Origin of the sequence: Micrococcus sp. Mcc28 (assembly GCF_024519775.1) — a bacterium.
Classification (GTDB): Bacteria; Actinomycetota; Actinomycetes; order Actinomycetales; family Micrococcaceae; genus Micrococcus; species Micrococcus luteus.
Map to the genome: position 1 here is coordinate 1 of NZ_JALJRH010000016.1, position 19,845 is coordinate 19,845.

Here is a 19,845-nt window from a genome sequence, read left to right on the forward strand (position 1 = left end):
AGGTCGAACGGTACAACCGGCTGATGGTCGATGAGGTCCTCTACGCCCGCCCGTATACCTCAGAGACAGCTCGGCGTGAGGCGCTGGCCGTGTGGGTGAACCACTACAACTACCATCGGCCTCATACCTCCTGCGGGGACGCCCCTCCGGCCTCGTTGGCCCCGGCCCGAGTCAACAACGTCATGCCCTCCTACACCTAGGGCGGGGGCTGCAGGGCGTGCCGGAACGGCGGGTCAGAACTGCACGAGGCCCGCGCGGTGGGCGATGAGCACGGCCTGCACGCGGTCGCGGGCGCCGAGCTTGGCCAACACCCGGCCCACGTGCGTCTTCACCGTCGCCTCGGAGAGCACGAGCTCGGCGGCGATCTCCAGATTCGCGGCGCCCTGCGCCATGAGCACCAGCACCTCGCGCTCGCGCGGGGTCAGCGACGCCACCGCCGCCTGCTGCTCCTCGCACTCCGCGCTGCGGACCTGGTCCGAGCGCAGACGCGGGGCCATGTGCGTCAGGAGCCGGCGCGTCGTGGACGGGGCGATCACGGCGTCGCCCCGGTGCACCGTGCGGATCGCGGCGAGCAGCTCCTCGGGAGGGGCGTCCTTGAGCAGGAAGCCGCTGGCGCCCGCCTCGATCGCGTCGAACGCGTACTCGTCCAGGTCGAAGGTGGTCAGCACCACGACGCGCGGGGCATCCGGCCGGCGCAGCAGCGCGCGGGTGGCCTCGATGCCGTCCATCTCCGGCATGCGCACGTCCATCAGCACGACGTCGGCACCCGCCACCGACACCGAGGCCACCGCCTCGCGCCCGCTGCCCGCCTCCGCCACGACCGTCAGGTCCGGCTGCGAGTCCACGAGCATGGCCAGCCCGGACCGGATCAACGCCTGGTCGTCCACCAGGGCCACGCGGACGGGGGCGGTCTCCTCGGAGCTCATGGGGTCATCCTCTCAAGTCGGGCGGGGTGAGCGGGCGGGACGGGGGCGGCCGCCCCTCACACCGCCGAGTACGGCAGGTGGGCGGACACGCGGTACCCGGCCCCCACGCGCGGCCCCGACTCGAGCGTCCCGCCGAACAGGGCCGCCCGCTCGGCGGCCCCCCGCAGACCCTGGCCGCTTCCCCGGGTGGCGGGGTCGGCGGCGGCGCCGCGACCGTCGTCGTCGATCTGCAGGTCCAGGCCGCGGGCGGTCCAGGCGAGCGTGACGAACGCGTCCGCGTCCGGCCCGCCGTGGCGCAGCGTGTTGGTCAGCGCCTCCTGCACGATCCGGTACGCGGCCAGCTCGCCTCCCGCCGGCAGCGCACGGCGGGGCGTGCCGGTCTCGAGCAGGGACACCTCGAGTCCGGACAGGCGCATCGTCTCCACGAGCGCGGGCAGGTCCGCGAGCCGCGGCTGGGGCCGGCGGCCCGGGGGCAGGCGGGCGCCGCGGCCATCGGGGGCGGCGACGACGTCGGGACGCGCGCGGGCGTCGTCGTCGTCGGTCACGCGGGGCACCCCGGCCACGGTCTCGCCGGTCTCGCGGAGCACGCCGAGCAGCTGGCGCATGTCCGCGAGCGCGGAGCGGCCGGTCTGGCCGATGGTCTCGAGCGCGGTGACCGCGAGCGCGGGCTTGGCGGCGGCGGCGTACCGGGCGCCGTCGGCCTGGGAGATGACCACCTGCAGGGAGTGGGCGACGATGTCGTGCATCTCCCGGGCGATGTGGCTGCGCTCGTCGGCGGCGGCGAGCTCGCGCTCCTGCCGGGACTGCACCTCGAGGCGGTGGGCGCGGTCCTCGAGGGCGCGCACGGCGAGGCGGCGGTTGCGCACGACGTCGCCGAACGCCCACGCGGTGAGCACCACGAGCCCGCAGCCGATCGCCATGATGACCATGGCCAGCGGCTCCGCGGGGGAGCGGACGGTGAGGCCGTCGGGGGTGACGAACTGCGCCGGGAACAGCCACACCTTCACCCCGTTGGCCACGCCGCCGGCCAGCCCCGTGAGGAGCCCGGCCACGGAGATGCTCCGGGGCGCGTTCGCGGCGAGGTTGTAGACGGTGAGCGGCACCATCAGCAGGGACATGCTGAACTCGGGCCCGGCGAGCAGGTGCAGGACGGCCGCGGCCGTCACGACGGCGGCCGAGGCCACCGGGCGCACCCGACGCACGGCCCACGGCAGGACCATGCCGGCCCCGGCCAGGAGGGAGACGGCCGTCTGCCGGCCCTGGGGGTCCGGGGCGACCATCGGCCCGAGCGCGATCCACGGCAGCACCACGAGCACGATGAACAGTGCCGCGGCGGCCATCACGTCGGTGCGCACGGGGTGCAGGCGCGTCCACTGGTCGAGGCGGCGCAGGGGGTTCACGCGGGCCAGCCTAGGCCGCGGGCCGAGGGGCCGGCGTCAGCCCGCGGGATGATCCGGGGCGGTCCTCAGGGCGCGAGGGAGGCGAGGACGTCGGCGGCCGGCGCCTCCCGGACCCGGTGCGCCTCGGTGCCGGCCCACAGGTGGACGCGCTCGAGGTCGCCGGCGGCCGCGGCGGCGGCACGCAGCCCCTTCGTCAGGACGTTGACCTCGGGGTACGCGGCGGGGGCGTCCGGGTGCTCCGCCATGAACGAGGTGGCCAGCGACCGCGCCCACCGCCCCGTGTAGGCGCGGGTCAGGCCGGTGCGGGCCCGGCCGTCGTCGGCGGAGAAGCGTGTCCCGGCCGCACACGCCGCGACGGCGGCCCGGTGCGCCGCCGAGGTGCCCGCCTCCGGGGCGAGGAGGAACGCGGTGCCGGCCGAGACGGCGTCCGCGCCGGCGGTCAGCAGGGCGCGCACGTCCTCGGCGGTGCCCACGCCGCCCGCGGCCACCACGGGCACGGCGCTCGCGGGCCCCGTCCCGACGACGTCGCGCACCGCCGCCAGCACCGTCGGCAGCTCGGCGCGGGTCGGCTCCGCGGCCGGGTCCGACGTGCCCCGGTGGCCGCCGGCGCGCTGGCCCTGCACCACGAGGAACGCGGCTCCGTGCTCGAGGGCGGCCCGCGCCTCGGCCGCGTCCGTCACGGTGGCCCCGGCCGGGATGCCCGCGGCGGCCAGCCGGGCGAACACGTCCGCGGCCGGCAGGCCGAACGTGAAGGAGACCAGCGGCCACGCCTGCTCCTCGGCGGCGGTGAGCAGGGCGTCGAAGTCGGCCCGTTCGGCGTCCGGGTCCGGGACGACGTCCGCGGCGGTGGGCAGGTCGGCGGCGCCGTCGGCCGTCAGGTCCGCCCGGTACGCGGCGACGGCCGCCGTCCGCGCCGACCGTGCCGCCTCCGTGCGCGCCGCGTCCGGGATGGCCGTGTTCACCGCGTCCGGGACGAACAGGTTCACACCCCAGCGGTCCGGCCCCTCCGCGCCCAGCAGCGCGCGCAGCGCGTCCACCTGCGCGCGCACCTGCGCCGCCGTCCGCATGCCGCCGGCGAGGAACCCGCCGCCGCCGGCGCCCACGACGGCGGCCACCAGCTCCGGGGTCGAGGGGCCGCCGGCCATCGGGGCCACCGCCACGGGCACGGGCGGGATCAGGCGGGCGCGGGTGACGTCGTCGGGGTGGGATGGCTGCGTCATGACCCCCAGAGTAAGGGGAGGGGTGTCGGCCCCACCCCGCGCCTACAGTGGGGCGCAGTACACGAGGAGAGGGGGTGCGCCGTGGAGGTGTTGCTGGCGCTCTCACCCATCCTGCTCACCCTCGTGCTGCTGCTCACCCGGCTGCCCGCGTGGGTGGCCCCGGCCGCCGGGACGGCCGTGGCCGTGCTGCTGGCCCTCACGGTCTTCGGCGTGGCCCCGGGCGGCGCGATCGGCGCCGGCGTGCCCACGCTGCTCGAGATCCTGGCGATCATCGCCGGCGGCATCACCCTGTCCCGCGTCATGGAGTACTCGGGCGGGCACGCGCGCCTGGCCGCGTGGCTGTCGGCGGGCAACGGCCCCACGATCGCGACCGCGCTGCTCATGGTGCACGGCGTCATCCCGTTCCTCGAGACGGTGACCGGGTTCGGCGTCTCCCTGATCGTGGGCGTTCCGCTGCTGGTGGGCCTGGGCTACACGGCGTTCCGGTCCGCGCTGATCTCCGTCCTCGCGCTCACGATCGGCCCGTGGGGGTCCATGGCGCCGGGCACGCTCATGGGCGCCCGCCTGTTCGGCCTGGACTTCCGGGAGATCGGGGTCACCGCCGCGGTGTTCAACCTGCCGGCCTGCCTGGTGGCGGGCGTGACCACGGTGCTGCTCCTGCGCGGGGCGCGCGGCATGCGGGTCGACGTCGGCCCGGCCCGCACGCTGCCCTGGCTCGGCATCGCCGTGCTCTCCGGGGTCGCCCAGTGGGCGCTGATCCTGGGGGCGAACCTCGTGGTCGGCACCGCGCCGGCGGGCGCCGTCGCCACGTTCGTGCTCACCGTGGCCTGGCTGCTCGTGATCCGCGGCGGCCGGCTGCTGCCCGGGCCGGGGCGGGACGTGGTGCCGTACCTGACGCTCATGGCCGGCACCGTGCTGGGCACCACCGTGAAGGGCGCGTTCGGGCTCGAGGGGGCGGCGGCCCTCGTGGGGACGCCGGCGCTGTGGGCGTTCGTGGCGGTGGGCGTGGGCGTGTGGCTGCTCCACCTCGACGCCGCCGCCCGCCGCCGCGTCCCCCGCGAGGCCGGGAAGCTGTGGGTGGGCACCGCCATCCCCAACGCGCTCTACGTGGCGTTCGGGCTCATCCTCTCCGCCGGCGGGGTCTCGCAGGCGCTCGCGGGCGCGCTCAGCGGGATGGGGGAGTCCTACCTGGTGGCGATGCCGTTCCTCGGCGCGTTCGCCGGCTTCATCACGGCCTCGAACACCGGGGCCATGGCCCTGATCGGCCCCCTGCAGATGGACACGGGCGCCGCCCTGGGCGTCCCCCCGCCCTGGTCCAACGGCCTGCACAACGCGGCCGCCGGCTGGGGCATCGTCGCCGGGCCCGCCCGCATCCAGGTGGCCCACGGCATGGCCGCGGGGGCCCAGTCGCCGCAGATGCCCGGCTGGACCGTGACGCGGCGGAACCTGTTCGTGGTGCTGCTGCCGGCCATGCTCGCCGGCATCCTCGGCATGGCCGTGATGGGCTGGTTCCTGCTGCCGCGGTGACGCGCGGGGGTGGAGCGGGGCCCGGGTGGGGCGGCCCGGTTCCGTGGGCGGAAGCGGCAGGCCAGAGCGTTCCGTGGGCAGAAGTGCCCTCTCTTCTGCCCACGGAGGCGACGGGGTTGTGGGTTCTGCCCACGGAGGCGACGGGGTTGTGGGTTCTGCCCACGGAGGCGCCGGGACTGCGGTGGCCGGCCGGGCGGGGTGGCCAGCCGGATCCGCCCCGAGGCGGGGGCCGACGTCGACCTTCGGCGGACGCGCGGCGGCCTGTGCGCCGCCTAGGCTGGACGCCATGATCCGAGTAGTCGTGGCCGACGACCAGGCGTTGATGCGCACCGCCCTCGAGCACTTCGTGGCCCAGGCCGAGGACCTCGAGGTGGTCGGCTCCGCCGAGGACGGGGTCCAGGCCCTCGAGGCGGCCCGCACGCTGGCCCCCGACGTCGTGCTGATGGACATGCAGATGCCCCGCATGGACGGCGTCGAGGCCACCGCGCGCATCTCCGCCGAGGCCCCGGGCGTGCGCGTCCTGGCGATCACCACCTTCTCCTCCGAGCAGTACCTCGTGCCCGCCCTGCGCGCCGGCGCCGCAGGCTACCTCGTGAAGGACGCACCGCCGGCCGAGGTCGTGGACGCCATCCGCCGCGTCCACGCCGGGGACGCCGTGTTCTCCGCCCGCGTGGCCGCGGACCTGGTGGAGGCCGTCACCGCGGCCCCCGAGCACGCCGACCCCTGCCCGGCCGAGCCCCTCGCCCCGCACGAGCGCCTCACCGAGCGCGAGCTGGACGTGGTCCGCGAGCTCGCCAAGGGCGCCTCCAACGCGGAGATCGCCGGCGCCCTGTTCCTCGCGGAGGCCACGGTGAAGTCCCACATCGGCAAGGTCCTGGACAAGTGGCAGGTCCGTGACCGCGTGCAGATCCTCATCCGCGCCGCCCGCGCGGGCCTCGTGGACATCGGATGAGCATCGCGGCGCCCGCCCCGGCTCGGACGACGACGGCGACGTCGCGCCCGCCCGCCGAGTCTCCCCTGGACTCCCGCCTGCCCGCGATCCTGCGCACGGAACCCGTCTCCCGGCACATGCGGATCGTCCTCTACGTGATCGTCGGGCTCATGGTGCTGGGGGAGATCCTCACCCTGGTGCTGGGGCCCACGGTGGCCGCCGGGCTGAGCGCTGACCCCGAACTCGCGGGCATCCTCGAGGAGGACGGCGGGCTGACGGGTGAGGGGCGGGAGCCGCTCCTGCGCTGGGTCCTGTTCCTGGCGAGCGTGCTGGTCACGCTGCTGTTCGGGTGGCAGCCCACCCTCGCGGCGGTGTTCGTGCTGCTCGGGAGCACGTTCGGTCTGGTGGGCCTCGTGGAGGCGGACCACGCGCACCTCACCCCGCAGGCGTTCAGTGGCGGGGTCGTCCTGGGCGCGGCCATGGTGACGCGGTACTCGCACCGGGTGTTCGTCTGGTTCGCCCTGGGCGCCCTCATCCTGCTCACCGTCGCGGGCGAGGTCCTCACCGACGGCACGTGGGCGGACGAGGACAGCCTCAAGGGCGTCATGGTCATCACGCTCATCGTCGCGCTGTGCGTGGCGGTGCCGGCCTTCATGATCCGCCGATCCCGGCATCGGGCCCGGGACCGCGAGGCGGCCCTGCGCCGGGCCGAGGAGGCCGCCGCCTGCGCCGCGGAGGCGGAGCGGCAGCGGATCGCGGCGGAGCTGCACGACGTCGTCGCGCACGGGCTCACCGTGATCTCGATGCAGGCCGCCATGCTGCCCACCCAGAAGGACCCGGAGAAGCGGGCCGCCGCGGAGAAGGCCATCGAGCAGGCCGCCCGGCAGTCCCTCGTGGACCTGCGCCGCATGCTCACCGCGCTGCGCGGCTCCTCCCGCAACGCGCAGACGGCGGAGGGGGACGCCGTCGTGGACCTGCCGGCCCGCCTCGACGAGTTCGAGGCCCAGCTGCACGCGGCCGGGTTCGCGGTCGAGCGCTCGCTGACCGAGCTGGACGAGCTGCCGCGCTCCCTGGAGCTGACCGTGCTGCGTGTGGTGCAGGAGTCGGTGACGAACATCCTCAAGCACGCCCCGCGCCGCGGCACGGTGCGCCTGACCTCGCAGCTCGAGGGCGCGGACCGCCTCGTGCTGTGCATCGCCAGCCCCATGGACGAGGGCGAGCCCCGCCGGGACCGCGTGGTGGTCGCGATGGCCAGCGGCTTCGGCCTGGCCGGCATGCGCGAGCGCGTGGCCGTGTTCGGCGGCACCCTCATGGCCGGCCCGCTGGGCGGCTGCTGGGTGGTCCGGGCCGAGCTGCCGCTGCGCTGAGCCGGGGCGGCAGCCGCGTCCTCCCGCGTTTTCCCGCGTCCGGGGGCGAAAGTGGGCGGTATCCCGCGCGGATACCGCCCACTTTCGCCCCCAAAGGGACGGGGTGGGGTGGCCGACGACGGCGGCCCTCAGTCCAGCGGGACCGTCAGCTTCTCGCCGGGGGAGAGGGTGTGCTCGCGGCCGGCGATGATCATCGGCACGTCGTGCCACATGCCCTCGCCCGCGGCCACCGTCACCTCCCGCTGGGTCATGTGGATGACCACGGGCTGCTGGCGGAACCGGATGGTGAAGCGGGCGCCGGGCAGCTGGGCGGGCATGCGGGGGTGCAGCCGGACGACGTCGTCGCGCGTCTCGAGGCCCGCGTAGCAGCGGATCACCGTGTCCACGGTGCCCGCCATCAGGCCCAGGTGGATGCCCTCCTTGGTGGTGCCGCCCTGCGTGTCCGAGAGGTCCGACTCGAGGGCCTCCGTGAACAGGTCCCACGAGCGGTCCGGGTCCGTGCGGGCCGCCACCCACGCGTGCACCAGGCGGGAGAGCGTGGAACCGTGCGTCGAGCGGGCCTCGTAGTACGTGACCATCCGCTCGAACGCCTCCTGCGGCAGCTCGTAGCCCATGCGGCGCAGGATCCGGTCCAGCTCCTCGGAGGAGAACAGGTAGCCGAGCATGAGGGTGTCGGCCTGCTTGGAGAGCTTGTACCGGTTGGTGGCGTCGCCCTCGGCCTGCAGGATCAGGTCCATGCGGCCGATGTTCCCGTACTTGGCGCGGTAGGCCTCCCAGTCGAACTCGAGCAGGTCCTGGTAGCCCTCGAACTGGGCGAGGATGCCGGCCTCCTCGCCCTCCTCGAAGAACGGCACGGTCAGGCGGGTGCTGACCTCCTCCCAGCGCTCGATCTCCTCCTCGGAGATCTCCATGAGCTCGGGCAGGCCGTCGTCGATCGTGTCCAGCCAGCGGACCAGGCGGGCGGTCTCCGCGAGCACCCACGAGGTCAGCACGTTCGTGTACGCGTTGTTGCGCAGGCCGGAGCCGGGGGTCTCGGGATAGCCGTCGTGGAACTCGTCCGGGCCCATGACGCCGTGGATCTCGTAGCGGTCCGTGACGGCGTTGTGCAGGGTCATGGACATGAAGAACCGGGAGATCTCCACGAGCATCTCCGCGCCGTAGTCCGAGATGAAGGACGTGTCCTTCGTGATCTCGATGTACCGCAGCACCGAGTAGGCGATGTCCAGGGAGACGTGCCGCTGGTTGTGGGAGTTGTCCGGCATCCACATGCGCGAGCGCGGGTTCCACAGCTCGGTGGGCGTCTCCTCGGAGCCGTCCGCGCCGGACTGCCACGGGTACATGGCGCCGGCCCAGCCCGCGGCCTGGGCGTTGGCGCGGGCCTCGTTGAGACGCCGGTAGCGGTACATCAGCAGGCCGCGGGTGATCTCGGGGCGGCGCAGCGTGAGCATGGGGTAGACGTAGATCTCGTCCCAGAAGATGTGGCCGCGGTAGCCCTCGCCGTGCAGGCCGCGCGCCCCCACGGAGGCGTCCAGGTCCCGGCGGCGGCCGTAGGCCGTCTGGAGCACGTGGAACGTGTGCAGGTTCAGCGCGAGCTGCTGGCGCAGCGACGCGCCGTCCTTGCCCATCGGGACCGCCGACCCCACCGGGGCCGAGTGGCCGGCGGCGACGACGGGCGGCGCGTACTCGCCGCCGGTCTCCGCCGCCGTGGAGCGGCGGTGGTGCCGGTACGGCTCGGCCAGGTCGATGCGCACGGAGAACCGGTCCCAGTTGGTGCCCCAGCGCTGCTCGTGCAGGGTCAGCAGGTTGCGGAAGTTCTGGGCGCGCTGGGCGTCCTTCACCGCCGACTCCCACACGGAGGCGCTGGCGTGGTCGTGGCTCGTGGCGACGGCGGCGACCTTCTCCAGCACGAGCGGCACGCCCTCGTCCACGTGGAGGAGGATGTCCTGGCCGACCACCAGGTCCGAGCCGTCCACGGGGCGGCGGATGGGCTCGTGGTGGCCCACCGGCGCCACCTGGCGGGTGCGGGTGGCCACGGCCACGTGGATGCCGGACTGGTTGGTGGCGGTCTCGAGCAGGACGGTCTCGCCGTCGATCTCCCGGGCCTGGACCGGCTCGAGGTGCTGGTTGGCGAGGGTGCGGTCGTCGGAGACGTTGAGGTTGGCCACGCGGCCCTCGATCTTCGAGCGCACCGTGAGGTCCCCGGACCAGTTCTCCGCCACCACGGTCAGCTCGATCGCGGCGAGGTGCCGGTTGGCCAGCGAGGTGAACTGCCGGGTGTGGACCGTGGTGCGCCGGCCCTGCTCGTCCTCGAAGGTCATGGTGCGGGAGAGCACGCCGCGGCGCAGGTCCATCTCCTGGCCGTACTCCACGAGGTTCTCCTCGCCCGGCAGCAGCGGGCGGCCGTGGCGCGGGGTCACCACGAGCGGGGTCCAGTCCTGGATGTTGACCATGTGCTCGGTCTCCACGACCCGGCCCTGGACCATCGAGGTCAGCCGGTTGAACACCCCGGCCATGTAGGTGCCGGGGTAGTGGACGGAGGAGATGTGCGTGCCGGGCACAGCGCCGCGGGTGCCCCAGTACCCGTTGGCCAGGGTGCACAGCACCTCGCGCGTGCCCTCGGAGGCCGGGTCGAAGCGGTCCCAGCGCAGCACCCACGCGGGGTCGAACGGGGTGGTGGTGCGGTCCTCCAGATGCAGGGTCCCGTAGTCCTGGACCACCAGGTGGGCGCCGGCCGCCTTGAGTCGGCCCTTGCCGAGCTCGGGCTCGCGGTCCACGCCGATCACGAGGCCGAAGCGGCCGTCCGAGGCGGCCTTCACGCCGGAGACGGCGTCCTCGAGGACCATCGCGTCCGCGACGTCGACGCCCAGCTCGCGGGCGGCCTCCCAGAACATCGCCGGGTCCGGCTTGCCCGGCAGCCCGCGCTCGACGGCGGTGTTCCCGTCCACGATCACGGGGAAGAAGTCCAGCACGCCGCCGGCCGTGAGCACGGCGCGGGAGTTCTTGGAGCTGGTGACCAGTGCGACCGGCACACCCTTGGCCCGCAGCCGCTCGAGGAGGTCCTGGGCCTCCGGGAACACGCGGACGCCGTCGCGCTCGAGGACCTGCTCGAAGTAGCCCTGCTTGCGCTCGGCGAGGGCGAGGACCGTCAGCTCCGGGGCCGCGTCCGCCTCGGGGGCGTCGGCCTCCGGGACCTGCAGGCCGCGGGAGGCGAAGAACGTGCGGACTCCGTCCTCGCGGGGGCGCCCGTCCACGTGGTGCAGGTAGTCGGCGGCGGCGTCGAAGGGACGCAGCACGTCCGGGTCCGCGGCGACGACGGCGGCGTTGGCGGGCAGCGCGCCCACGGCGGGCAGCGCCCCGTCGAAGAGCTCCTTCCACGCCTGCGCGTGCACGCCGGCGGTGTCCGTGATGACCCCGTCCATGTCGAAGATGACGGCGCGGTAGCGGCGGAGCCGGTGGCGGCGGGCGTTCAGGTCCTGCGGAGCGGCGGGGGTGAGCGTCTGCGACATGGGAACCAGCCTACGGGCGGGGAAGTGGGGCCGCACGGGGAGTGCCGCGGCGATGTTCACCGCAGCGAGCGCGCCGTCGTTCCGGCCGACCGCACCGCAGCGACATCACAGCGGTTCTCAGCTGCGGTGATGTCGCTGCGGCGCGGTGGGTTCCGGGAATAGGGTCGTGCCGACGGGGCGGACATGTGCCCCCGCGCGCCGGAAGCGTGGCCCGGGAACGAGCAGGACACACTCGGCGGAGATGGCCGGGGGGCGGAGGGCTCATGAACTGGATGAGGAGCAAGTGATAGATGCGAAGCCGACGCGGTTGCGGAAGAAGGCGACGCGGGAGGAGATCCTGGCGAGTCTGCCGGTGCAGGCGCGGGTGCGTCCGGCGCGGTGGCTGTTCCTGTGGCTGATCGTCGTGGTGTGCATCGCGGTGTTCGTGTGGGTGATCTTCCGGCCGCCGGAGGATGTCTCGGCCGGGTTCGGGGTGTGGCGTGTGGCGTCGTTCATCGGGTTGGCGCTGGCGTTGGCGGTGCTTCCCGCCGCGACGATGGGTCTGTTCCGGCCTCGGCATGTCACGTTCGATGAGCGGCGGGTGTGGACGCGGGATTGGTCGGTGGACTGGGTCGACGTGCAGGAGGTGGGTGGTGCCGGGGCGCAGGCGGAGCACACCTTCCAGCTGTGTCTGTTCGTCGGCAAGAAGCTGTGGAATGAGGGGGGTCTGCGGAAGGCCAACCGGTGGGACTCGGGGCGGCCCCTCCAGGCCGGTGGCCTCACGAACCCGCAGCCCTGCGTGCGGACGCAGGCGGCTCTGGCGCCCTCGATGAACACGCTGTTCGACGTGTTCGACGAGTTGAAGAAGCGGAACCGCCGGGCGGGGAGCCCGCGGTGACGCGTCCCGGCTTCCGTCACCGCCGGGTCAGCAGCGTGAGCACCTCCGCGTGCCGGGTCTGCGGGAACATGTCGAACACCTGCACCCGCGTCACCCGATAGCTCGGCATCCGGGCCAGGTCCTGCGCGAGCGTCGCCGGGTTGCAGCTGGAGTACAGGACGGTGGGCACGCCCGAGTCCTCCAGCGCGTCGGCCAGTTCGGCGCCGATGCCCCGCCGCGGCGGATTCACGACGACGGCGTCCGGGCGGGACCGCCGTTTCTCGAACGAAAGCGCCTCCGGAGCCCGCCGTTTCTCGAACGAAAGCGCGGAGGTGGCGTCGCCGGCGGAGAAGCGCGCCCGGTCGGCCAGGCCGAGCTCCGCGGCCGTCTCCCGGGCCGCGGCCACCGCCTCGGCGGAGGACTCCATGCCCCACACGTCCCGCACGCCGGCCCGGGCCAGGTGGAACGCGAACCCGCCCACCCCGCAGTACAGGTCCCACGCCGACGCCGGCACACCGCCCTCGGCGACCCACGCCGCCGCCGTCGCGTACAGCCCCTCGGTCACCGCGGTGTTCGTCTGGAAGAACCCCTGCGGGCGCAGCCGCAGGCCGATCCCGTTCAGTTCCATCCGCAGGGTCGGCCCGCCGGCGAGCACGATCTCCTCGTCGCCCTCGGGCAGGGCCACGTGCTCGGGCAGCAGGTTCGCGCTCACCACGGCGGCGGGTGTCCCGCGCGCCGCGAGGTCATCCAGCAGCCCCGGCACCGCCGCGCGCAGCGCGTCCAGCCGGTCGGCGGAGCGCAGCACGAACCGGACCATCGCCTCCCGGTCGGGGGAGAGCGTCACGATCACGTTCTTCAGCTCGCCCGTGCGGGCGGCGACGTCGTAGGGCTCCAGCCCGGCCGCCGTCACCGCCGCCGCGCACGCGTCGAACACGCCCTCCATGCCGGCCTCGTACAGGCCGCAGTCGCGCAGGTCCACGCCGGCGCCGTCGTGATGGCGGGGGTGCTGCCGCGGGTCCAGGATGCCCAGCCGCGGCGCCGCCGCCGACCCCGTGACCACGAGCTTCGCCTTGTTCCGGAACCCGGCCTCCGCGGAGGCGAACGGCTCGGCCACGACCGTGTCCGCATCGAGCGCGTCCGCCAGCGCGGCCAGGACCGCGGCCTGCTTGTCCGCGAGCTGCCGGGCGTACGGCACGCCCATCAGCGGGCAGGAACGGCACTCGCCGACATCGAAGTGGGGGCACTGCACGGGCGTCGCCTCAGCCCTCGAGGCTGACCCGCAGGCCGGGCCGGTCCAGGCGGATCGCGAGCTGCTCGAGGGCCAGCTCGGCGGCCGCGGCCAGGTCCGCGTCCACGTCCATCACCATGCCGGTGAGCACGGGCAGGGCGGACTCGAGGTCCTCGGGGCGGGCGAGGGCACCCAGTGCGGACGCGGCCGACGCGCGGACCTCCGGGTCCGGGTCGGCACAGCCGGCCCGCACCGCGTCCACGAGGGTGCGGTCGACGGCGGCATCGCGGCGCAGCGAGCCGGCGCGGGAGGCGAGCACGAGGTGGGCCGCCGAGCGGACGTCCGCCTCGGGGGCGGTGAGCGCCCCGGTCAGGGCGGGCAGCGCGCTGCGGTGCCACGCGTGCATCAGGGCCAGGGCGCCGGTCGCGGCGGGGCTGAGGTCGCCGTCGTCGCCGGTGAGGGCGCGGGCGGCGCCCGAGGTGACGTCATCGGGAGTGGCCGCGCCGGTCATCAGGCGCACCGCCAGCCCGGCGACGGCGGCCTCCCCGCGCTCGGCGACGGCGGCCTCGGTGCGGCGGCGCAGGCGGTCGTGCGGAGTCTGGGGCTCCGCGGGCAGGGGGAGACGGTCGAAGGCGGTCATGGGTCCATTGTCCCCCGTGCGCGGACCCGCCTGGGGCGCGGCCGGGAGGTTCCCCGCAGACTCCTGGACGGGGCGTGACCGGCCGCACAGGGCCCGGACTCGGGTGATACGTTCGACGGCATGAGACCCCCCGGAGCCCTCGCCCTCGAATTCCGGGCGGACAGCTTCGATCATCCCACCGGCCTGGTGGACGCCGGCACCGTCATCTCCTGGATCGAGAAGGCCGGCTACGCCGTCGCGGCGAGTTGGGCCGGGACGTTCGTGCGTGCCCGCTACATGGGGCACACCCAGTTCCGGCACCCCGTGCCGGTGGACCGCCGCGCTGTGGTGCAGGCGCGCGTGGTCCACACGGACGGCGCCGAGGTGCACGTCCAGACCCGCCTGCTGCTGCCGGAGATCCGCGACGACGACGGCGACCCCGTGGTCGCCACCTCGTCCCTCGTGGTCTACGCCGCGGAGGAGGGCGGGGTGCCCGTGACCGTGCCGGTCTGGGAGCCCTCGACCCCCGGCCAGATCGAGCGCGACGAACAGGCCCGCCGCTCCACCGTGGCCCGCCGCGCCGTCGAGCGCGGCATGGCCCGACTGCCGTTCCCCGCGCCCGGGGAGGCCCCCGAGGAGATGAGCACCCTCGCGTTCCTGGCCCCCAACGCGGAGGCCACCGTGGGCGGCACCATCAACGCGGGCGCGATCCTGCGCTGGGTGGACGAGGCGGCCGCCGTCTGCGCCGCCCGCTGGACCGGACATGAATCCGTGGTCGCGGTGTTCGGCGGCGGTGTGCGCTTCGTGCGGAACATCCACGTGGGCGACCTCGTGCGCGTGGAGGCCCTCCTGGTGAACACCACGGAGCGGTCCATGCATGTGGCGCTGCGCGTCTACGCGAGCCGACGCACCGGGGCGGAGTCCCGCCTGGTGGCGCACTCGATCGCCGTCATGGTGGACGTCTCCGCGGAGGACCAGGCCCAGCGGGTGCGGCAGTACGTCCCCGAGAGCGAGAGCGCCAGGAGGCTGCAGGAGACGGCGGTCGAACTCGTGCGCATGCGCTCCGAGGTGAGCGCGGCCTGGACCGAGACGCGCCGCTCGCCCTATCCGCGCTGACGGGGCCCTGAGTAGACTGAGCGAATGCGTCGACCGTCCCTGCCGTCCCTGTCCCGCCTGCCGGTCCGTCGTCTCCTCCGGGGAGCGGCCGTGGCCGCGGGCGTCGGTCTCGTGGGACTGCCGCTGACGGTCGCCGCCGGGCTCACCGGCGTGGACATGGTCAAGCGTGGGGGCCGAGTGCGCCGACCCGCGCCGAACCCCGGCGTGTTCGACGCCCACGTGGAGGGCTCCGAGCTGCGCATCTTCACCTCGGGCGAGGACCTCTACAAGGAGATGATCGCCGCGATCGACGGAGCGCAGCGGATCATCAAGTTCGAGACCTTCATCTGGAAGGGCGACCCCACGGGCCAGCGGTTCATGGACGCCTTCAACCGGGCGGCCGCGCGCGGCGTGGAGGTCTACGTCTCCTATGACGGGTTCGGGAACCTCGTGGTCCCGCCCCGCTTCTACCGTCAGCTGGACCCGCGCATCCACGTGTTCCGGCTGCCGGCCTTCGCCCGCCCGATCTGGCGAGGCGTGGTCCGGCACAGCGGGTTCAACCACTCGAAGATCATGGTGGTGGACGACGAGGTCGGCTTCGCCGGCGGCTTCAACATCGGCGACGACTACGCCCGCCTGTGGCGGGACACCCACGTGCGTGAGCGCGGCCCGGCGGTGTGGGCGCTGGGCCAGTCGATCTCCATCAAGTGGAACGCCCACCACCGCGCGGGCGAGCAGATGTCCTGGCGCCCCCCGGACACGTGGGACCCGCGCGTCACCGTGGCCGCGAACCAGCCGCCGCTCCTGGTCTACCCGATCCGGCTGAGCTACCTCGACGCCATCCAGCGGGCGCAGCACCGCATCCTCATCAACACGCCGTACTTCATCCCGGACCAGCAGGTCCTCGAGGCGCTGCTGCACGCGGCCCGGCGCGGGGTGGACGTGCAGGTGATGGTGCCGGAGGACTCCAACCACATCGTGGCGGACTGGGCCTCGCGCGGCTTCTTCGGGAAGATGCTCGAGGCCGGCATCACGATCCTGCTGTACAGGGCCAGCATGATCCACGCGAAGACCGCCACCGTGGACGGCATCTGGTCCACCGTGGGCTCGGCCAACGTCGACCGCCTCTCCCTGGGCTTCAACTACGAGTCCAACGTGGTGGTCGTGGACCGCGACTTCGCCGCCCGGATGGAGGAGATCTTCGCTCTCGACGCCCAGCGGGCCGTCCGGATCGACACCCCGCGCTGGGAGGACCGTCACGGCCTCGCCCGCGTGGTCGAGGCCCTGCTGGTACCACTGCGTCCCCTGCTCTGAGGACCCCGGGCGCTGAGCCAGACGTTTCTGCAGTTCTGACGCCCGATCCGCAGCGGAATCATCTGGCTCACGCCCCCCGCCGCGTGAGCCAGACGTTTCTGCCGTTCTGACGCCCGATCCGCAGCGGAATCATCTGGCTCACGCCCCCTGGCGACGTCTCCCGACCGTGCCGTCCCTTCCCGTCGCCGCCCGGGCTCACCCTCTCTCTTGCATACCCCTGGGGGTATACCCTACGCTCGTTCTCGACATACCCCAGGGGGTATCGGATGGACATCGAGACCCCCCGACCCGGAGGAGAACCATGCTGCTCGAGCGCATCTACGACGAGGACCTCGCCCAGGCCAGCTACGTGATCGGCTGCCAGGCGAAGAACGAGGCGATGGTGGTGGACCCCCGCCGCGACATCCAGGTGTACCTGGACCTGGCCGCCAAGAACGGCATGACCATCACCCACGTGACCGAGACCCACATCCACGCGGACTACCTCTCCGGCACCCGCGAGCTGGCCCACGCCACCGGCGCCCAGATCCACCTGTCCGGCGAGGGCGGCGAGGACTGGGCCTACGGCTTCGAGGGCAACCTCCTCAAGGACGGCGACACGGTGACGCTCGGCAACATCACCGTCGAGGCCGTGCACACCCCGGGCCACACCCCCGAGCACCTGTCCTTCCTCGTCACCGACGGCGCCTTCGCGGACGCCCCGGGCTACATGCTCACCGGCGACTTCGTGTTCTCCGGCGACCTCGGCCGCCCGGACCTGCTGGACGAGGCCGCCGGCGGCGTCGACACCCGCTTCGAGGGCGCCCAGCAGCTCTTCGCCTCCCTCAAGGCGAAGTTCCTGACCCTCCCGGACCACGTGCAGGTGTTCCCGGCCCACGGCGCCGGCTCCGCCTGCGGCAAGGCACTCGGCGCGCTGCCCTCCACCACGGTCGGCTACGAGCGCAAGTACGCGTGGTGGTCCGACTACCTGAAGAACGACGACGAGCAGGGCTTCATCGACGAGCTGCTCGACGGCCAGCCCGACGCCCACGCCTACTTCGCCCGCATGAAGCGCCAGAACAAGCAGGGGCCAGCCATCCTGGGCGAGCTGCCCGAGCTCGAGGAGCTGGACGCCGGGGGCGTGCAGGCGACGCTCGCCGAGGGCGCCGTGTTCGCGGACACCCGCGGTGTGGACGAGATCCTCGCCGGCACCGTGCCGGGCGCGCTGGCCTTTCCGTCCCGCGGCAAGGTCGCCACGCACGCCGGCTGGGCCTACGACCCGGAGAGCGACGACGCCGCCCTCGTCCTGCTCGCCGAGGACCGCGAGGACGCGCACACGATGCGCGACCACATGATCCGCGTGGGCGTCGACGCCGCCGCCGCGTTCACCACCTCCGTGGACGGCCTCACGTTGGAGCCGGTGCCCACCGTGCAGGCCGACGAGCTGCGGTCCCGCATCGAGGCCGGCGAGGTCGGCGCGGAGCAGGACACCGTGCTGGTGGACGTGCGCAACAAGACCGAGTTCTCCCACGGCACCGTGGCGGACGCCCGGCAGCTGAACGCCGGCAAGGTGCTCTTCCACCAGGAGGAGCTGCCGAAGGACAAGACCCTGGTGACCTTCTGCCAGTCCGGCCTGCGCAACATCGTGGCCGCCCAGGCGCTGCGCCGCGCCGGGTTCGACGTGATCGAGCTCGAGGGCAGCTACGCCGCCTGGCAGCAGTCCTGACACACCCCCAGACCAACCCCGAGGAGCCCCTCCCATGAGCGTCACCCTGTCCCCCGTCGCCCCGCGCGACCTGAAGGCCGAGCTGGCCGCCCGCCCCGACGCCGTCGTGCTGGACGTGCGCACCCCCGGCGAGTTCGAGACCGAGCACATCGCCGGCTCCTACAACGTGCCGCTGGACCTGCTCCAGGAGCACGCGGACGAGGTCGCCGCCCGCCTGGACGGCACCGCGGTGCTCGTCTGCCAGTCCGGCAGCCGGGCCGGCACCGCCCAGGACCGTCTGGCCCAGGCCGGCTTCACCTCCGCGCGCGTCCTGCAGGGCGGCATCTCCGCCTACGCCGAGGCCGGCGGCGAGGTCGTCCGCAGCGGCAACCGCTGGTCCATGGACCGTCAGGTCCGCATGACCGCCGGGTCCATCGCGCTGGTCGGGGCCGTGGCCTCCCAGGTCGGCTCGAAGCGGTTCGGCCTCATCCCCGCCGCGATCGGCGCGGGCCTGTCCTTCTCCGCCGTGTCCAACACGTGCGCCATGGCGTCCGTGCTGGCCAAGATGCCGTGGAACCGCCCCGCGCAGGAGCGCTCCGCGGGCGACGTGATCGGCCGCATCCCCACCGGCGCGGGGAAGCGGAGCTGACCCGTGATGTGGATCGTCCTCGCCCTGGCCCTCGTGGTCGGCCTGCTGCTCGGCCTCATGGGTGGCGGCGGGTCGATCCTGATGGTGCCCCTGCTGACGTACGTGGCCGGCCTCGAGCCGAAGCAGGCCATCGCGGGCTCCCTGTTCGTGGTGGGTGTGACCTCGCTGGTCTCAGTGCTGCTGCACTCGCGGCACGGCACCGTCCGGTGGCGCACCGGCCTGATCTTCGGCGCGGCCTCGATGGTGGGTGCCCTCCTGGGCGGCGTCGTCGGCGGCTTCCTGCCGGGGACCCTGCTGCTGATCGCCTTCGCGGTGATGATGCTCTTCACGGCGTGGGCCATGATCCGGCCCAAGAAGACGCAGCCGGCGGCCGCCCCCTCAGTGGAGGCCTCGGCTGACGTCGAGCCCCGCCGCCACCCGCTCGGGAAGATCCTGCTGGAGGGCGTCGTCGTCGGCTTCGTCACGGGCATCGTCGGCGCCGGCGGCGGGTTCCTCGTGGTCCCTGCGCTGGTCCTGCTCGGCGGCCTGCCGATGTCCGCTGCGGTGGGCACGTCCCTGCTGGTGATCGCCATGAAGTCCTTCGCGGGCCTCGGCGGCTACCTGACCAGCGTGACGCTGCCGTGGGACCTGCTGCTGTGGGTCACCGGTGTGGCCGTGGTCGGTGCGCTGATCGGCGTTCCGCTCATGAAGCGGGTCCCGGAGAAGGCGCTGAAGAAGGGCTTCGGCTGGTTCGTGCTGGCCATGGGCCTGGTGATCCTCGTCCGGGAGCTCATCGGTCTCCTCGTGTGACATCCGGCGACGTCGCCGGATACCCCTGGGGATATGATTCCCCTCCCCGCCACCGTGACAAAGGAGGTCGCCGTGCGCACCGCCGACGCCGAGACCCAGCGCAAGATCCTCAACCGCCTCAAGCGGGCCCGCGGCCAGCTGGACGCCGTCATCCGCGAGGTCGAGGGCGAGGGTCGCTGCAAGGACGTGGTCACGCAGCTCTCCGCCGTCTCCACCGCGCTGGATCGCGCCGGCTTCGCGGTCGTCTCATCCGCCATGCAGTATTGCCTCGCCGACCCCGAGAAGGCGGAGGACGAGGAGAAGCTCACCGTCGCCGAGCTCGAGAAGCTCTTCATGACCCTGGCCTGACCGGCCACCCCGAAGCCCCCTCGCCGAAAGGATCCCTCATGTGCCGTCCGGCGCGCTGACCCGTCTGCCGCAGGGCCACCTGGGCCGGATGCGGCCGGCACGTCGAGTCCCTCAAGGCCGTCGTCCCCGCGGCGCAGTGGTGCGATGGCCGTCACCCTGATGCCGAGCGCGACGCAGCCCGCGCGGGCCGTGCCGGGGCCGCAAGGTTCTTCGCGAGGCTCTTCGGGCGCTGAGCCAGGCGTTCCGGGGGCGTGAGCCAGATGTTCGTGCTGTTCTGAGGGACCCTCAGCCGCGGAAACGTCTGGCTCACGCCCCCCGTCTGGCGTCGCTCAGTCCTCGTACGGGTCCGCCAGCGGGTGGTTCGGCAGCCGGCTGTCCGGGGTGCG

The 19,845-nt window shown here is 73.6% G+C and carries 17 protein-coding genes; 11 read left to right on the plus strand and 6 right to left on the minus strand.

The window, feature by feature from the left end; genetic code table 11:
* Positions 1–200, plus strand: a 200-nt coding sequence (locus tag NR073_RS09095) for an integrase core domain-containing protein (protein WP_256748728.1), incomplete at its 5' end; no start/stop codon positions are given.
* Positions 201–233: 33 nt separating this feature from the next.
* On the opposite strand, the gene NR073_RS09100 is transcribed toward NR073_RS09095, so the two are convergent.
* The 3 genes from NR073_RS09100 to NR073_RS09110 form a co-directional block, all read right to left on the minus strand.
* Complete coding sequence (locus NR073_RS09100; protein WP_012751126.1) at positions 234–926, minus strand: response regulator transcription factor; 693 nt, start codon at positions 924–926, stop codon at positions 234–236.
* 56 nt (positions 927–982) lie between these two features.
* Complete coding sequence (locus NR073_RS09105; protein WP_256748759.1) at positions 983–2,326, minus strand: histidine kinase; 1,344 nt, start codon at positions 2,324–2,326, stop codon at positions 983–985.
* A gap of 65 nt (positions 2,327–2,391) precedes the next feature.
* Complete coding sequence (locus NR073_RS09110; RefSeq protein ID WP_256748760.1) at positions 2,392–3,546, minus strand: nitronate monooxygenase; 1,155 nt, start codon at positions 3,544–3,546, stop codon at positions 2,392–2,394.
* A gap of 81 nt (positions 3,547–3,627) precedes the next feature.
* Between NR073_RS09110 and NR073_RS09115 the strand changes: the two genes are divergently transcribed.
* From NR073_RS09115 to NR073_RS09125, 3 genes are all read left to right on the plus strand, one after another.
* Complete coding sequence (locus NR073_RS09115; protein ID WP_256748761.1) at positions 3,628–5,073, plus strand: L-lactate permease; 1,446 nt, start codon at positions 3,628–3,630, stop codon at positions 5,071–5,073.
* Between the two features lie 286 nt (positions 5,074–5,359).
* A complete protein-coding gene (locus tag NR073_RS09120; protein WP_036382382.1) occupies positions 5,360–6,025 on the plus strand; it encodes a response regulator transcription factor in 666 nt (221 codons plus the stop codon).
* Positions 6,022–7,371: a sensor histidine kinase gene (locus NR073_RS09125; RefSeq protein WP_256748762.1), complete on the plus strand. Its 1,350-nt coding sequence runs from the start codon at positions 6,022–6,024 to the stop codon at positions 7,369–7,371. Before NR073_RS09120 ends, NR073_RS09125 begins: the two co-directional genes overlap by 4 nt.
* Positions 7,372–7,499: 128 nt before the next feature.
* On the opposite strand, the gene NR073_RS09130 is transcribed toward NR073_RS09125, so the two are convergent.
* Positions 7,500–10,877: a beta-phosphoglucomutase family hydrolase gene (locus tag NR073_RS09130; protein WP_256748763.1), complete on the minus strand. Its 3,378-nt coding sequence runs from the start codon at positions 10,875–10,877 to the stop codon at positions 7,500–7,502.
* Between the two features lie 241 nt (positions 10,878–11,118).
* On the opposite strand from NR073_RS09130, the gene NR073_RS09135 reads away from it, so the two are divergent.
* Positions 11,119–11,754 carry a hypothetical protein gene (locus NR073_RS09135; RefSeq protein ID WP_141843669.1) on the plus strand — a complete coding sequence of 212 codons (636 nt, stop codon included), beginning with the start codon at positions 11,119–11,121 and terminating at the stop codon, positions 11,752–11,754.
* 16 nt (positions 11,755–11,770) lie between these two features.
* On the opposite strand, the gene rlmC is transcribed toward NR073_RS09135, so the two are convergent.
* On the minus strand, positions 11,771–12,982 hold the full coding sequence (rlmC, locus tag NR073_RS09140; RefSeq protein WP_256748764.1) for a 23S rRNA (uracil(747)-C(5))-methyltransferase RlmC: 1,212 nt from the start codon (positions 12,980–12,982) through the stop codon (positions 11,771–11,773).
* A gap of 10 nt (positions 12,983–12,992) precedes the next feature.
* Positions 12,993–13,601 (minus strand): HEAT repeat domain-containing protein, encoded by a 609-nt coding sequence (locus tag NR073_RS09145; protein ID WP_020628173.1) that lies wholly within the window; start codon positions 13,599–13,601, stop codon positions 12,993–12,995.
* Positions 13,602–13,721: 120 nt separating this feature from the next.
* Between NR073_RS09145 and NR073_RS09150 the strand changes: the two genes are divergently transcribed.
* The 6 genes from NR073_RS09150 (at position 13,722) to NR073_RS09175 (ending at position 19,459) form a co-directional block, all read left to right on the plus strand.
* On the plus strand, positions 13,722–14,696 hold the full coding sequence (locus tag NR073_RS09150) for an acyl-CoA thioesterase (protein WP_098094091.1): 975 nt from the start codon (positions 13,722–13,724) through the stop codon (positions 14,694–14,696).
* 24 nt (positions 14,697–14,720) lie between these two features.
* Positions 14,721–15,989 carry a phosphatidylserine/phosphatidylglycerophosphate/cardiolipin synthase family protein gene (locus NR073_RS09155; RefSeq protein WP_036316196.1) on the plus strand — a complete coding sequence of 423 codons (1,269 nt, stop codon included), beginning with the start codon at positions 14,721–14,723 and terminating at the stop codon, positions 15,987–15,989.
* 301 nt (positions 15,990–16,290) lie between these two features.
* Positions 16,291–17,694: an MBL fold metallo-hydrolase gene (locus tag NR073_RS09160; protein WP_036384546.1), complete on the plus strand. Its 1,404-nt coding sequence runs from the start codon at positions 16,291–16,293 to the stop codon at positions 17,692–17,694.
* Between the two features lie 34 nt (positions 17,695–17,728).
* A complete protein-coding gene (locus NR073_RS09165) occupies positions 17,729–18,322 on the plus strand; it encodes a rhodanese-like domain-containing protein (protein WP_052007121.1) in 594 nt (197 codons plus the stop codon).
* Positions 18,323–18,328: 6 nt separating this feature from the next.
* Positions 18,329–19,111: a sulfite exporter TauE/SafE family protein gene (locus NR073_RS09170; protein ID WP_080696032.1), complete on the plus strand. Its 783-nt coding sequence runs from the start codon at positions 18,329–18,331 to the stop codon at positions 19,109–19,111.
* Positions 19,112–19,183: 72 nt separating this feature from the next.
* Positions 19,184–19,459: a metal-sensitive transcriptional regulator gene (locus NR073_RS09175; RefSeq protein WP_044659303.1), complete on the plus strand. Its 276-nt coding sequence runs from the start codon at positions 19,184–19,186 to the stop codon at positions 19,457–19,459.
* The last annotated feature ends 386 nt before the right edge of the window (positions 19,460–19,845 follow it).